This window comes from Bradyrhizobium sp. SZCCHNRI1029 (assembly GCF_032487555.1).
Taxonomy (GTDB): Bacteria; Pseudomonadota; Alphaproteobacteria; order Rhizobiales; family Xanthobacteraceae; genus Bradyrhizobium.
Genome location: NZ_JAUEUK010000005.1, coordinates 555,351 through 569,432, shown reverse-complemented (window position 1 = coordinate 569,432; position 14,082 = coordinate 555,351). Strand labels below are relative to the sequence as shown.

The window sequence follows — 14,082 nt, the reverse complement described above, 5'->3', positions numbered from 1 at the left end:
GCGACGTCCCGGCATCAGGAGCGCGGCGGCAATCCCGCCTGATCGGCCGTGCGCCGGACGGCCGGCAATGTCGCATCCGCAGCGCCGCCTTGCGAAGGCGCGGCGCGCGCGAAGCTGAGCTCGACCGTGGTGCCGCCGCCCGGCGTCTCGCGCAGCGCGACGCCGCCCTGATGCGTCGCCATGACCTGCGAGACGATCGAAAGCCCGAGCCCCATGCCTTCGCCGCGGGTGTGGCCGCGCTCGAACGGCCGCAGCAGGCGTTCGGGCTGATCGGATTGCAGGCCGGGCCCCGAATCGATCACGCGCAGGCGCGCCGCGGCGTCGACCTCGACGAGGATCGGACCGCCCGCGCCGGCATGCGCGACCGCATTCCTGATCAGGTTGGAGAGCGCGACCGCGATCGCCGGCTCCGAGCCGCGGATCCGGACCGGCGCATCGCAGCCGGCGAAGCCGATCTCGAGCCCGGCCTGCAGCGCCATCGGCACGTGCTCGGCGGTGACGCGCCGCGCCAACGCGACCAGGTCGATCTCGCCCAGCTCGTCCGGCTCCAGCGAAATCCGCGCCAGTTGCAGCAGCATGGTGACGATCGACGACAGCTTCTGGTTCTCGCCGACCAGTTTGGCGCGCAGGCCGGCATCCGGCACCGCCTCCAGCATGGTGCGGGCGTTGGTCAGCGGGGTCCGCAGCTCGTGGGCGGCATTGGACAGGAAGTTGCGCTGCGCCTCGGCGGCGTGGTCGATGCGCGACAAGGCGCGGTTGAAGGCGGTGACCAGCGGCAGCAATTCGGCCGGCGCGTCCCGCTCGGGCAGCCTTCGGCCGTCGGGCACGCCGTCGATCATCTCGGCCGCGCGTGCGACCGCACGCACCGGGCGGGCGATCAGCGTCGGCACGAACAACAGCGCCGCCAGCACGGTCGCGACCAGGACCAGGATGATCGGAAGCGCGACGATGGTCGCGTCGGTCAAGGTGCCCGTCATCAGCTGCGTCGACGTGTAGGCGACGCCGCCGGTCTCGATCAAGACCTCGCCGACCGGCGTATTGCGGACCGCCATCATCCGTTTCAGGCGCCGGGTCTCGCCGTCGATCGCATAGGCCAGGAAGCTGGTGCCGTTCTGCGACGACGGACCCTTGTGCGGTCGCCATTTCGGAATCGGCCCGTAGCTCACCTCGCCGCTCTTGTCGGAGACGACGTACCAGAACGTCGGGAAGTCCTGCATGATCGTGTCGAGCCGGGGCGTCTGCTTCACGAGCAATTGGCCGCCAGCATCGCGAGCCACGGCCTCCTTCAGCGCATCGGCAACGTCGGCCGCGCCCCACGTGCCGTCATCGTCGCCGCCGAAGCGGATCAGCAAGGCAGCGGCGCAGATCAGCATGATGGTGGTGACGACCGCAATCAGCGTCGCGGAGAGCAGCGTGATGGAGCGGCGGATACGGCTGAGCTTCTGCCACCTCACCTGCGTCACTCGCCGCTCAGGAGATAGCCGAGGCCGCGCACCGGCCTGATCGTCGCCCTGCAATTGGCTTCGCGCAGGCGGCGGCGCAGCCGCGACACATGGGCCTCGATTGCGTTCGACTGGATCTCGTCCTCGAAGCCGTAGGCAGCGGTCTCCAAGGTCTCGCGCAGCACCACCCGCCCGCTGCGGCGAACCAGCGCCTCGAGGATCGCCAGTTCGCGCCTGGGCACCACGATCGGCGCCTGGTCGACGCAGACCGCGCGATTGACGATGTCGAAGCCCAGATTGGCGATCGAGACCATCGCGCCGCGGTCGAGAAACAGCCGGCGCAGCACCGCCCTCGCCCGTGCCACCAGCTCGATCGGCTCGAACGGCTTGGCGACGTAGTCGTCCGCGCCCTCGTCGAGCGCACGCGCGATGTCGGCGGGGTCGTCGAGCGCCGTCAGCACCACGGTCGCGGGGCTCGGCTTCTGCTGCCGCAGGTCCGGCAATAACGCCAGCCCGTCGCCGTCCGGTAGTCCGCGGTCAATCACCACGAGCTCGAAATTGCGCACCGCGATCGCCGCCCGCGCCTCGTCGAGCGTCGTGACGATGTCCGACGAGCCGAACGCCGTCGCGAGTGCATCCCGCAGCCAGAGCCCGAGCTGGGGATCGTCCTCAACGACCAGAACGCGCACGCCATCCTCCCGCAACATCGACAATCGGCTGTTCCTATCATTACAGACGGATTACAATAGGATTACGTCGGAGGCATTGTGGTACCGTTGTTTTCTTCAGCGCCTAATCGAAGTCGAGCCGTTCTGCCAGGGCTGATCGAGCCTCCATCGCGATATCTCAGTTGCAAGCGGAACGACTTCTCGGCCGGCGCGATTGCAGTGGTATGACGTGCCATGCCGCGTTGATCCGATTTTCGACGTCAGCCTTTCGTAATCGTCTCGGCCTAGACTGGCATTCAAATACGCGCCGAGGATTCGCCCGCATGAAGCCTGCCGCATGATCGACCGGACACACCGGGCGATCAGCCATTCTTGTCGGCCGCGGCTGCCGATCGCGCGTCACATCCGTCGCCTCATCATTGATCAACATCGACATGTTCCATGGCTTTGCGTTCTCGACCGTCGCCGAACGGTCGGACTGTCATCCGGCGGCCTGGCGCCGTCCGTTCCTGCGTTGGCTCGACGGCATCGAGGCCGGCTGGGCCGTGCCGCTGCTGCTGGTGTGCTTCGTGGCCGTGTGGACGGCCTATCTCTCGATCGCCTACGCCGGCGCCGGCCTGCATCCCGACGTGATCGAGACCTGGACATTCGGACGGCAGTTCGCCTGGGGCTACGACAAGCATCCGCCGCTGATGGGCTGGATCGCCGGTGCCTGGACCGCCGTCTTCCCTCTTTCCGACTGGTCGTTCCACCTGATGGCGATGACCAATGCGGCGCTGGCGCTGTGGTTCGTCGACCTGATTTCGCGCCGCTTCGTCGTCGGGGACAAGCGGGTGATCGTGCTGCTGCTGCTGATGCTGACGCCAGCCTATCAGTTTCACGCCCAGCGCTTCAACGCGAACTCGGTGCAATTGGCGACGTGGCCGCTCGCCACCTACTGCTTCCTGCGCGCGTTCGAAACGCGAACGCTGCCCTGGGCGGCCGCCGCCGGCCTGACGGCCGCGCTCGCGCTGCTCGGCAAGTACTACTCGATCTTTCTGGTGGTGAGCTTCGCATTCGCCGCCATGGCGCATCCGCAGCGACGCGCCTATTTCACCTCGGCGTCGCCATGGATCTCCACGGCCGCAGGCCTCGCCGCGCTGTCGATGCATCTCGACTGGCTCGTCGGACATGACGCGGCGCCCATCCAGCACGCGCTGATGCACGCGCGCTCCACCCTGGCGACATCGTCGCGGGATGCCCTGTTCTTCGTGCTGGGGCTCGCGGCCGCGATGGCCGTTCCGGCTGCCACCTGGCTGATCGTCGCCGGCGCCAGGATCAGGTCTTTCACCACGGAGATGGCCGCGCTGAACGGCGGCCTCCGGCTGTTGTCCTATATCGCCATCGGCACGGTCGGCCTGCCCGTCATCAACGCGCTGATCATGGGCACCGACCTGCCGTCGCTATGGGCGCTGCAGGGGCTGTTCCTGTTCGTCGTGGTGATCGTCTGCGGCGCAAGCTATCCGATCGCGCGCTTCCACACCGTCAACATCGCGGTGCTGACGGTCGGGATCGCCGTCCTGGCTGCGATCGTCGCGGCGCCGCTCCACGCCTTCTACCGCAACAGGCACGGCTATGAGGAAGGTCGCACCTTCTACCAGCAGACCGCGCGGGAAGCGACGCGCCAATGGCGGGAGTTGACGGGGAAGCCGCTCGAGCATGTCGGCGGCACCGAGAGTCTCGCGCTCGCAACCGCCTTCTACAGCGCTGATCATCCCGCTTACGGTCTGCCCGTCTCGATCCACGAGACCGGTGCGGACTCTGGCAGCGAAGGCTGGATTTCGTTGTGCTTCCGTGACCAGGCGGATTGCATCGGCGCCGCGGAAGCGGTGGCCGCCCGATCCGGCACCTACGTCAAGCGCGAGTTCGCGGTGCAGGCGCGGCTGCTCGGCTGGACAGGATGCACACGAACGGTGGTGGCATTCCTGGTGACACGGCGGAAGGAACCATAGGGTTGAGGCAACGCCGCACGCGGCAGCCTCGTCAGCGGATCCGAACATTCGGATCAAGGACGAGGTCCCGCGTCGGCGGGACCTTGCGCTCGGGCGGCGGTCTCAGTCGTTGTCCCAGGATCCGTCGGAATAGCCGTCCCGGTAGCCGGACAAATAGCCGTCGCCATAGTTGCCGTATTCCGCGTCGTACTCATAGACGCGGTGACGACGATAGACGACCCGCGGCGGCGGATAGTCGTCGTAGCTGTAGACATAGGTGGGCGCGGAACGGGCGGTTGCCGCCGAACCGATCAGGGCTCCGATCGCCAGACCTCCGACGACGCCGGCGGCGACCGCCGCTCCGCGATTCCCGCCAGCGTTGGCCGGCGTGGCGATCGTGCCTGCGATGGTCGAGGCCATGATCATGAGCGCGCAAATTCGTTTCATTGGGTTCTCCTTGCGATCGGCTCGGCCGTCGCTGCGGGAGACTCGTGTCTGCGGCTTACCGCATCATTACAGACGGCGGATGGCAGATGCACAACGAGCATGTGAGCGCGAGCACCGCCGCGAGCTCCATCATGGCAGGCCGTTCGGACGTGTGGGGCTGGGACACAAACCGAACGGCCTGCTCACTGGACTCCGACGACGTTCGAAGCCATGCGGCGCCAGATCATGATGGAAGGTGCCGCAGGTGGGACGGAGCCGACCTGATCAGGCCGGGCTTTCGGGTCTGCGGCGGCGCTCCAATGTCCTTCCGATCGAACGCCACATCGAGAGACGGCGAGCAATGCTCATCATGACACGCTGTCGATGGCAAACCGATGTGACCTCGATCAAGGACGCGTTGAAGCTAGCGTCACGGCCTTACCGCAGGATTACAGTACGACGCGGATGATCCGGGCATCTCACCAGTGCATGGCCGGGAAAAATTCCAAGGGCGGCCATGCTGATGGCCTCCGTGCTGAACACAGCGCGCGCGAGCAGCGGGGCCCGATGTGATGGAAGACAACGGGCCCGACAGCGCGCTGATGTGCTTCACGGACGAGCCGTTCCGACGGCGAAACGGCGATGTAGTTCCGTATGAGCGGCGGCGATTTCAGAGCGTCCGGTGCGCGAGCTCACCGCGGCGTCGGAGATATCGCGCCCGCCTCATGCCCGCCCAGGAAACTCCGCAGTTCCGCCGGCGTGCGCGTGACGCGACGAGCGTTGCGCAGATCGCTCAGTTTCTTTCCCGTGCGACGCGAAGCGAAATCAGCAGGCATCGCGCTGGAATTGTTGTGCGGCTCCGCCGCCATCTGCTAGGGAGTGCGGCATCGCGCGATCAGCCGGTTGGGAGAGTGGGTGTCTCTGACACGCGAACGAATCGAAGGGCTCGCGCCTGATCAGGCCTCGCTCGCCGCAGCGCTGAAGCTCGTGAAGCCTGCCAACTGGCCAATGCTGGCCGCGAGCAGCGATGCCGAGGTGCTGTGGGGCGAATGCCAGGGCTCCGGCGCGACGCCGTATCGCGTGGTCGCCGCGGCCGACGGCAGCGGCTACAAATGCACCTGCCCGAGCCGCAAGTTTCCCTGCAAGCACGTGCTGGCGGTGCTGTGGCAGCGGGTCGACAAGCCCGAGCGGTTCGAGACCACCAGCCCGCCGCAATGGGTCGAGGATTGGAGCGCGCGGCGGCGCGGCGCGAGCGGCCGCGCACCGGGCAAGCCCAAGCCGGAGGGCGACGATGCGGGCGCGCCACCGTCGCTCGATGCTGCCCTGGCAGAGGCCGCGACGATTGCTCCCGCCGACCCAAAGGCTGCCGCGCGCGCCGAGGCGCAGCGCGAGCGGATCAGGGCCGAGCGCGAGGCGGCGATCCTCGCCGGACTCGACGAGCTGGAGCGCTGGATCGCGGATCAGCTCAACCAGGGGCTTGCCGATTTCGCCGCCCGCGCCGCGTCCGCCGCGCGCACGCTGTCGACGCGACTGGTCGACGCCAAGGCCGGCGGCCTCGCTGCGCGGCTCGACCAGCTCTCATCCGAACTGTTTCGCGTCGGAGAGGATCGCCGCGCCGATCTCGCCATCGAGCAGCTCGGCATCATGTCCCTGATCGCCTCGGCCTACCGGCATCAGGACCGGCTGCCGGCACCGCTGCGCGAGGATGTCCGACGCGCGGTCGGCTGGTCGCTGCGCCGCGAGGAGCTGCTGGCGGACGCCACGGCCCCGCGCGCGAGCAGCGTGTGGATCGTTGCCGCCAACCTGTCCGAAGTGCAGCCGGACAAGCTGCGCAGGCTGGAGACGTGGCTCGTCAACACGGGCGATGACCCCGGCCAGCCACGCGCCGCGGTGCTGATCGATTTCGTGCCGGTGTCCGGCGGCGGCGCCGGATTTCCGTTCGCGCCGGGGGAGATCATCGACGGCGAGGTCGTGTTCTATCCGTCGGCCGCGCCGTTGCGCGGGCTGCTGGCGAGCCGCAAGACGGCGGCGACCGCGACCTGGCCGCGGCCATTGCCGGGGCTCGCCCCAGCGCTGCAGGACTACACGGCGCGGCTCGCCGCGCTGCCGTGGCTCGATCGCTGGCCGCTGCTGCTCGCGGGCGTCACGCTTCACACCGCGGGAAAGGGTGCGCTCGTCATCGCCGACGAGGCCGGAGCTGCGATCGCGGTGGAGCGCGGCCAGTTCGACCAACTGACGCCGCTGCTCGGCCTCGACGACCTGTCGCTGCTGTGTCTGTGGGACGGCCGCATTGCGCAGGTGCTGGCCGCCGAAACGGCGCTCGGCCGCTGGCATCACGAGGGCTGACGATGGCGAGCGCGATCGATCCCCAGAGCCATGCCCGCCTGCGCCAATCCTTCCTGCTTGGCCTGGCGCGGCAGCCCTTGACGACGCCGCCGGCGCTGGCCGAACTGTTGCCACACGGACGCGAGCCTGCGCTGCCACTCCTTGCACTGGCCGCGCAATGGCAGCGCTTCGCCGGCGGGACGGCGCCTGTCGCCGATCCCGTCCCGGATGCCGCCCTGCGGCTGCACCAGGACGCGCGGCCCATCCTGCCCGAGGCGGCGCGGCGCGCGCTCAAGGCATTGGCGCGCAGCGTCGAGAAGTCGCTGGCGTCGAGCGCCTTGCCGCTCGCGCTGCGCCGTATCCAGGCCGCCGGCTGCCGGCTGCATCCGTTCGATCTGCCGGATTTCGTGCCGCACATCAAGGCCAATGCCGAGGACCGGGGCCTCGCCGAGCGCGCTTATCTGGCGCTGATCGCCTCCGACGCCGATGACGATGCCACCAAGGGCCTGTTCTTCAAACGCATCACCATGGAGAACTGGACCACCTTCCCGAAGACGCAGCGCCGCGCCTTCGTGGCGGAGCAGCGCCGCAACAATCCCGCCGACGGCCGCGCGCTGATCGAATCGGTCTGGAAGAGCGAGCCCGCGCCGGTCCGCGCTGCGCTGCTCGATGCACTGATGGTCGGCCTCGGCTCCGATGACCAGCCGTTTCTGGAAAGCCTGAGCGCCGATCGCGCCGACAGCGTCAAGCAGCTCGCCGCACAGCTCCTGACCCGGATCGCCGAACGCACCGAGCACGGCGCCCGGCTGACCGAGGCCGCGCGGTGCTTCCAGCGCGCGGGTTCGTTGCTGGCCAAGATCGGCCTCTGCGCGGCGTCGACAGTGACCTTCAAGCTGCCGGCCGACGGCCTGAAATGGCAGGAGGCCGAGGCGTTGCGCGAGCGGCTGTTCGGCGGGCTGCGGCTCACCGCGCTCGCCACGGCGGTCGGCGCGCCGCCCGAGGCGCTGATCGCTTCACTGCCGCCGTCCGAGCACCGCGTGCTCACGCTGCTGATGGATGCCGCCGCGGCCGAGGGCGATGACGACACCGTGCTGCGCATCATCGGCGCGCGCCTCTGCGGCGGTGACGCACTGCACGGATATGCGCTGATGTCCTTGGCGGCGAAGGCCCGCCAGCCGCTCGCGCCGCAGGTCGCCGAACGCGTGCTCGCATCGCCGGCCTGGCAGAAGGCGATTCAGGACCTCGCCGACGCGACGACGCCGGCGGCGCAGAAGGACGACGGCCGGCTGGTGCTCATGGCTGCGCTGATGCCGCGCGCGACGATGCCCGCCTTCGTCGCCACGCTCACCCCGCTGCCCCCCGCGACCGCGCGCGCGGCCAAGGATTTCGCCGACCTCGTTCTCGCGTTGCCGACGTAACGCACCATCAAACAGTCCGGAGCACGCCCATGACAAACGCTGATGCGAGCCCAAGCGACGGCCAGTTGCGCCGCTCCGCGGAAGCATTGCATGCCCACGAGCTCGAGGCGCTGGCGCAGGAGGACACGCGGGCGCGGCCGGCGCAATGGCGGCTGTCGCCGCAGGCGGTCGTGACCTATCTGATGGGCGGCCGCACCAAATCGGGTGTCGAGATCACGCCGAAATATATCGGCAACCGCCGGCTGATCGAGACCGCGGTGGCGACGCTCGCGACCGACCGCGCGCTGTTGATCCTCGGCGTGCCCGGCACGGCGAAGTCGTGGGTCTCCGAACATCTCGCCGCCGCGATCTCCGGCTCGTCCGAGCTGATCGTGCAATGCACGGCCGGCACCGACGAGAACCAGATCCGCTACGGCTGGAACTACGCGCTGCTGCTCGCCAAGGGCCCCTCGCGCGAGGCCATGGTGGCGACGCCCTTGATGCGCGCGATGGAAGCAGGGCGGATCGTACGCTTCGAGGAGCTGACCCGCATGCCGTCGGACGTGCAGGACACGCTGATCACGGTGCTGTCGGAGAAGCTGATGCCGATCGCGGAGATCAACGACGCCGTTCACGCCCGGCGCGGCTTCAACATGATCGCGACGGCGAATGCGCGCGACAAGGGCGTCAACGAATTGTCCTCGGCGCTGAAGCGGCGCTTCAACGTCGTGGTGCTGCCGCTGCCGGCCGACCTCGATGAGGAGGTGAAGATCGTCACCAAGCGCGTCGGCGAAATCGGCGGCGGTCTCGAGCTGCCGAAGATCGCGCCGGCCGACCAGGAGATCATGCGCATCGTCACGGTGTTCCGCGAGCTGCGCGACGGCCAGACGCTCGACGGCCGGCTCAAGCTGAAGTCGCCGTCGGGCTCGCTGTCGACGGCGGAAGCCATCGCGGTGACCATCGGCGCCTGGGCGGAAGCCGGCCATTTCGGCTCCGGCGTGATCGATGCGCAGAGCATGGCGGCGAACCTCGTCGGCGCCATCGTCAAGGATCCGGTGCAGGACAAGGTCGTGCTGCAGGAATATCTCGAAACGGTGGTGCGCGAGCGCAAGCCGTGGGCCGATCTGTACGGCGCGATCCGCGACGTGATCTGACATGGCCGCGCCGCAGCCCGATCGCCTGCATCTGCTCGGCATCCGGCATCACGGGCCGGGATCGGCGCGCGCCGTGCTATCAGCGCTCGACGCGGCCGATCCGGCCGTGGTGCTGATCGAAGGGCCGCCGGATGCCGATGAGCTGATCGCGTTCGCCGGCTTGCCGTCGATGGTGCCGCCGATCGCGCTGCTGGTCCACGCCCAGGACGATGCCGCCAATGCGAGCTTCTTTCCGTTCGCGCTGTTCTCGCCCGAATGGCAGGCGATCCGCTGGGCGCTGGCGAGGGGACGGCCGGTCCGCTTCATCGACCTGCCGGCGTCCTACCGCCTCGCCGAACGGGCCAAGCCGAAGCAGCCGGAGGGCAATGAAAGCGAGGCCGCGCCGGAGGACGCCGATGCGCCTGCGCCAGATGAGCCGGACACGGTCGATCCTGAGCTGGCGCAGATCCGGCGCGATCCGCTGGCCTATCTCGCCACCCTTGCCGGCTATGACGACAGCGAGTCCTGGTGGAATGCGATCGTCGAACAGGGGGCGCATGGGCCGGAGATCTTTGCCGCGCTGGAAGCCGCGATCGCGGCGTTGCGCGAGAAGATCGATCCGCTGCCCTACCAGCCTGCCGATGAAGCCCAGCGCGAGCTGCGCCGCGAAGCGCATATGCGCTTGGAAATCGCGGCGGCGCTCGGCGAGCAGGACGGGGCCGTCGCCGTCATCTGCGGCGCCTGGCACGTGCCGGCGCTGCGGCGGAAAGTGGCGCTGAAGGACGATCGCGCGCTGCTGAAGGGGCTGCCGCAGGTCAAGGTCACCGCCACCTGGGTGCCGTGGACGGAGACGCGCCTCGCCGCCGCGTCCGGCTATGGCGCCGGCGTAATTTCGCCGGGCTGGTACGCGCATCTGTGGCAGGGACTGCAGCACGGCCAGGCCGCCGCGCTCGACGCCACCGGCTTCACGACCCGCTGGCAGGCCCGTGTCGCGGAGCTGCTGCGGCGGAACGGGCGGCCGGCATCGACGGCATCTGTCATCGAGGCGTCCCGGCTCGCGATCACGCTGGCCGCGTTGCGCGACGTCGCTTTGCCGGGATTGGCCGAGATGCGCGAGGCGAGCCTTGCGACGCTCTGCGAGGGCGAGACGGCGCCGTTCCGCCTGATCGAGCAGCAGCTCATCATCGGGCAACGTGTCGGCGAGATCGACGACAGCGTGCCGCAGATGCCGCTCGCCGCCGATCTCGCGCGCTGGCAGCGCAAGCTGAAGCTGAAGCCCGAGGCGCTCGACACCGACATCGCGCTCGACCTGCGCAGCGAGGCCGGGCTTGCCAAGTCGCAGCTCCTGCACCGGCTGGGCCTGATCCAGGTGCCGTGGGGACGGTTGCAGGGATCGGGACAGAGCCGCGGCACCTTTCGCGAGAACTGGCGCCTGCGCTGGGAGCCGGAATTCTCAGTGCGTCTCGTCGAGGCGCTGGTGCACGGCACCACCGTCGCGCAGGCTGCGGACAATGCCGCCGTCACCAACGCACAGGCGGCGACCTCGTTGAACACCGTCGCGGCCATCGTGCGCGGCTGTCTCGAAGCGGGTCTGAGCGAGGCGGCCGAGACGACGATCGCGCTGCTGCAGCAGCGCTCGGCCGCGACAAGCGATGTTGCCGATCTCACCGAGGCCGTGCCGCCGCTCGCCGAAATCCTGCGCTACGGCACCGCACGGGCGCTGCCGACCGAGGCGCTGCGCCTGCTGGTGACCAGCCTCGTCGAGGCGATCTGTGCCGGCCTCGTCTATGCCTGCCGCAGCCTGCAGGCCGACGTCGCCGCCGATCTCCGCGGCAGGCTGGCGCGGCTCGACGTCGCGATCGGACTGATCGAGGATCGCGGCCTGCGCGACGGCTGGAGCCGCGCGCTGTTGCACGTCGCCGCCGATGCGGCGGCGCATCCGCTGTTGAAGGGCCTGGCGAACCGCGTGCTGTACGATCAGGGCATCGTGTCACCGGAGCAGACCGCGCTGGCACTGTCGCGCGCGCTGTCCCACAGCGTGCCGACGCTGGAGGCCGGCGACTGGCTCGACGGGTTTCTCGGCCGGAGCGGCCAGGTGCTGCTGCACGACCAGATGCTGCGCCGGATCATCGACGGCTGGCTGGCTGCGATCGACGACGAGGCGTTCAACAACCTGCTGCCGGTGATGCGCCGTGCCTTCGCGAGCTTCGACCGCAACGAGCGGCGGCGCCTGCTGGACGAACTGGCCAGGCAGCGGCCGCTGGCCGTCGGCTCCACCTCCGACGCCAGCCCGCTGCTGCCGCCCGCGCCGCTGCCGGCCACCGCCGCCGGCTTCGACGCGGCCCTGCCCTTGCTGCTGACCATCCTCGGCGCCGACCGGCCGATCAAGGAGGCCAATCGATGAGCGACGACGCTGATGCCGAGCGCAACCGCCGCTGGCGCCTCGTGCTTGGCGGCGACGACCAGGCCGGCCTGTCCGATCGCGATCGGCGCCTCGATGCGGCACTGGCCGGACTCTATGACGCCGGCTCCGGCGGCAAGCGCGGCGGCGGCCGACGCGGCGGTCTCGGCGGCTCGGCGCCGCGCGTCGCGAGCTGGCTCGGCGACATCAGGGAGTTCTTTCCGGCACCGGTCGTGCAGGTGATCCAGAAGGACGCGTTCGAGCGGCTCGGCCTGAAGGAGATGCTGCTGCAGCCTGAGTTTCTCGCAGCCCTCGAAGCCGACGTGCATCTCGTCGCCGACCTCATGGCGCTGCGCTCGGTGATGCCGGAGAAGACCAAGTCGACGGCGCGCCAAGTCGTCGCCAAGGTCGTCAAGGAGCTGATGGAAAAGCTCGATGCCCGCACCACCGAGACGATCCGCGGTGCGGTCGACCGCCGCCGCCGCACCCGCCGACCGCGCGCCGGCGACATCGACTGGCCGCGCACGATCGGCAAGAACCTGCGCCACTGGCAGGCCGAGCATCGCACCATCGTGCCGGAGACGTTGATCGGGCACGCGCGCGCCGCGCGCCGGACCAATCTGGAGGAGGTGATCCTGTGCGTCGACCAGTCGGGCTCGATGGGCACCTCCGTCGTCTACTCCTCGATCTTCGCCGCGGTGCTGGCCTCGATCCCGGCGATCGCGATGAAGCTCGTGGTGTTCGACACCAACATCATCGACCTCACCGAGGAGCTGGCCGATCCGGTCGAGGTGCTGTTCTCGGTGCAGCTCGGCGGCGGCACCGACATCAACCAGGCGCTGGCCTATTGCGAGCGCCTGGTGCGCGAGCCGGCGCGCACGCACATGGTGCTGATCAGCGACCTCATCGAGGGCGGCATCGCCGAGCAGATGCTGGCCCGCGCCAAGGCGCTGGTCTCGTCGGGCGTCAACCTGATCGTGCTGCTCGCGCTCAACGACGATGGCCGCCCGGCCTACGACGCCAAGCACGCCGCGATCCTGGCCGCGCTCGGCTGTCCGGTGTTCGCCTGCACGCCGCATCAGTTTCCGGAGTTGATGGCAACCGCGCTGAAGCGCCAGGACATCTGGTCGTGGGCCGCAGCACAGGACATCAAGCTGGTGCGGCCCGAGGACGGCGTACCGGGCGTGTGAATGAAGCGTCTCGTTCTGTCATGCATCCTGCTGCTCGGGCGCTACGCTGTTCTGCCGGTCGTCGCGCTGGCCGCCGGATTGCTGTTCATCTGGCTGATCGCGCTGGACGACTACACGAGAGTTGCGCTCATCACCGCCCCCATCATGTTCTGCGTGGTCGCGGCCGCCGTCGCGCTGGCGCTCGGAATTCTTTTCGTGCCGGCCCGGCGCGAGCGGAGCAACGTCCTGGACGAAGCAATGGCGCCCGCGCTCTGGCGGATCTGGCAGGAGCTCGATCCAGCCTTCGCCAAGCCGGCGCGCACGCTGCGGTTCGACGCCGAGTTCAATGCGTCGATCAGCGAAGCGCGCGGCTATGCCGGCATCTTCCGCCAGCACGTCACGATGACCGTCGGACTGCCGCTGCTGATGATCCTCGACGAGCGGGCCATCCGCGCCACCATCGCCCACGAGGTTGCCCATGCCGAGCTGCGTCACATCACCGGGGCCGGCAATCTGTTCGACTTTCTGCGCGCCTGCGAGAACGTTCTGCATTATGCGAACCCCGATCGCACCATCACCGGCCGGATTGCAGCACGGCTGCTGCGTGCCGTGCTTGGATGGGTCAACAGGGAGTATCTCGCACTCTCACGTCAGAATGAGCTGGCCGCCGACCGGCGCGCGGCCGCGCTTTTGGGACCATCCGAGATGGCGCGATCGCTCGTGCTGATCGCCGGTGGCGTGGCGCGACTGCGCGAGCTGGTGTTCTCTCCCTTGGAGACCGACATGCTCGGCGCCATCAGCCTGCCGGCGACGCCGCTGCAGCGCATGTCGACCCATCTCGTCGACATCCGCGACCATGATGCGCTCACCGCTGCTGCGGCCAAGACGATCGAGGAGGAGTCCATGGAGGACCCGAACTCGACCCACCCGCCGCTCCGTGCGAGCCTTGCCAATCTCGGCTATGCCACGCTCCCCGCGGTCGATGCGATCGAGGCTCCGGCCATCGAGCGACTGCTCTCACCGCATGCCGCGCCCAACCTGTCGGCCGGGCTCGATGCCGAGTGGCGCAAATTGGCACAGATCCGGGTCCGTCTTGGAGGCTGATATTCAGCATGCCTGCCGGCGACGCCTGCCCCCGTGGAACTCGGCGC

General features: G+C 68.9%; 10 protein-coding genes. 7 read left to right on the top strand and 3 right to left on the bottom strand.

The annotated features are described in order from the left end of the window. Window positions 1-14: 14 nt before the first annotated feature. Together QW861_RS17580 and QW861_RS17575 are read right to left on the bottom strand one after the other, a co-directional pair. Complete coding sequence (locus QW861_RS17580; RefSeq protein WP_315715408.1) at window positions 15-1,463, bottom strand: HAMP domain-containing sensor histidine kinase; 1,449 nt, start codon at window positions 1,461-1,463, stop codon at window positions 15-17. Then, window positions 1,460-2,131 (bottom strand): response regulator transcription factor, encoded by a 672-nt coding sequence (locus QW861_RS17575; RefSeq protein ID WP_315715407.1) that lies wholly within the window; start codon window positions 2,129-2,131, stop codon window positions 1,460-1,462. The genes QW861_RS17580 and QW861_RS17575 overlap by 4 nt, the downstream gene beginning before the upstream one ends. Before the next feature lie 413 nt (window positions 2,132-2,544). Between QW861_RS17575 and QW861_RS17570 the strand changes: the two genes are divergently transcribed. Beyond that, window positions 2,545-4,101 (top strand): glycosyltransferase family 39 protein, encoded by a 1,557-nt coding sequence (locus QW861_RS17570; protein WP_315715406.1) that lies wholly within the window; start codon window positions 2,545-2,547, stop codon window positions 4,099-4,101. A 102-nt stretch (window positions 4,102-4,203) separates the two neighbouring features. Here the strand turns inward: QW861_RS17570 and QW861_RS17565 are convergent, their stop codons facing one another. Beyond that, a complete protein-coding gene (locus QW861_RS17565; RefSeq protein WP_315715405.1) occupies window positions 4,204-4,527 on the bottom strand; it encodes a hypothetical protein in 324 nt (107 codons plus the stop codon). 894 nt (window positions 4,528-5,421) lie between these two features. Between QW861_RS17565 and QW861_RS17560 the strand changes: the two genes are divergently transcribed. From QW861_RS17560 to QW861_RS17535, 6 genes are read left to right on the top strand one after another with little or no spacing between them, the layout of a single operon-like run. Next, complete coding sequence (locus QW861_RS17560) at window positions 5,422-6,852, top strand: SWIM zinc finger family protein (protein ID WP_316193323.1); 1,431 nt, start codon at window positions 5,422-5,424, stop codon at window positions 6,850-6,852. A 2-nt stretch (window positions 6,853-6,854) separates the two neighbouring features. Then, complete coding sequence (locus tag QW861_RS17555; RefSeq protein ID WP_316172741.1) at window positions 6,855-8,249, top strand: DUF5691 domain-containing protein; 1,395 nt, start codon at window positions 6,855-6,857, stop codon at window positions 8,247-8,249. A 29-nt stretch (window positions 8,250-8,278) separates the two neighbouring features. Continuing rightward, window positions 8,279-9,382, top strand: a complete 1,104-nt coding sequence (locus QW861_RS17550; RefSeq protein ID WP_316172742.1) for an AAA family ATPase — start codon at window positions 8,279-8,281, stop codon at window positions 9,380-9,382. 1 nt (window position 9,383) lies between these two features. Further along, on the top strand, window positions 9,384-11,765 hold the full coding sequence (locus QW861_RS17545) for a DUF5682 family protein (RefSeq protein WP_316172743.1): 2,382 nt from the start codon (window positions 9,384-9,386) through the stop codon (window positions 11,763-11,765). Beyond that, complete coding sequence (locus QW861_RS17540) at window positions 11,762-12,952, top strand: vWA domain-containing protein (protein WP_315752196.1); 1,191 nt, start codon at window positions 11,762-11,764, stop codon at window positions 12,950-12,952. Before QW861_RS17545 ends, QW861_RS17540 begins: the two co-directional genes overlap by 4 nt. Beyond that, a complete protein-coding gene (locus QW861_RS17535) occupies window positions 12,953-14,035 on the top strand; it encodes a M48 family metallopeptidase (RefSeq protein ID WP_316172744.1) in 1,083 nt (360 codons plus the stop codon). Window positions 14,036-14,082: the final 47 nt, after the last annotated feature.

Bases quoted from the DNA above. Each gene is read 5' to 3' on its own strand.
- QW861_RS17570 (WP_315715406.1), top strand. From the start codon at position 2,545: ATGTTCCATGGCTTTGCGTTCTCGACCGTCGCCGAACGGTCGGACTGT.
- QW861_RS17565 (WP_315715405.1), bottom strand. From the start codon at position 4,527: ATGAAACGAATTTGCGCGCTCATGATCATGGCCTCGACCATCGCAGGC.
- QW861_RS17555 (WP_316172741.1), top strand. From the start codon at position 6,855: ATGGCGAGCGCGATCGATCCCCAGAGCCATGCCCGCCTGCGCCAATCC.
- QW861_RS17550 (WP_316172742.1), top strand. From the start codon at position 8,279: ATGACAAACGCTGATGCGAGCCCAAGCGACGGCCAGTTGCGCCGCTCC.
- QW861_RS17545 (WP_316172743.1), top strand. From the start codon at position 9,384: ATGGCCGCGCCGCAGCCCGATCGCCTGCATCTGCTCGGCATCCGGCAT.
- QW861_RS17540 (WP_315752196.1), top strand. From the start codon at position 11,762: ATGAGCGACGACGCTGATGCCGAGCGCAACCGCCGCTGGCGCCTCGTG.
- QW861_RS17535 (WP_316172744.1), top strand. From the start codon at position 12,953: ATGAAGCGTCTCGTTCTGTCATGCATCCTGCTGCTCGGGCGCTACGCT.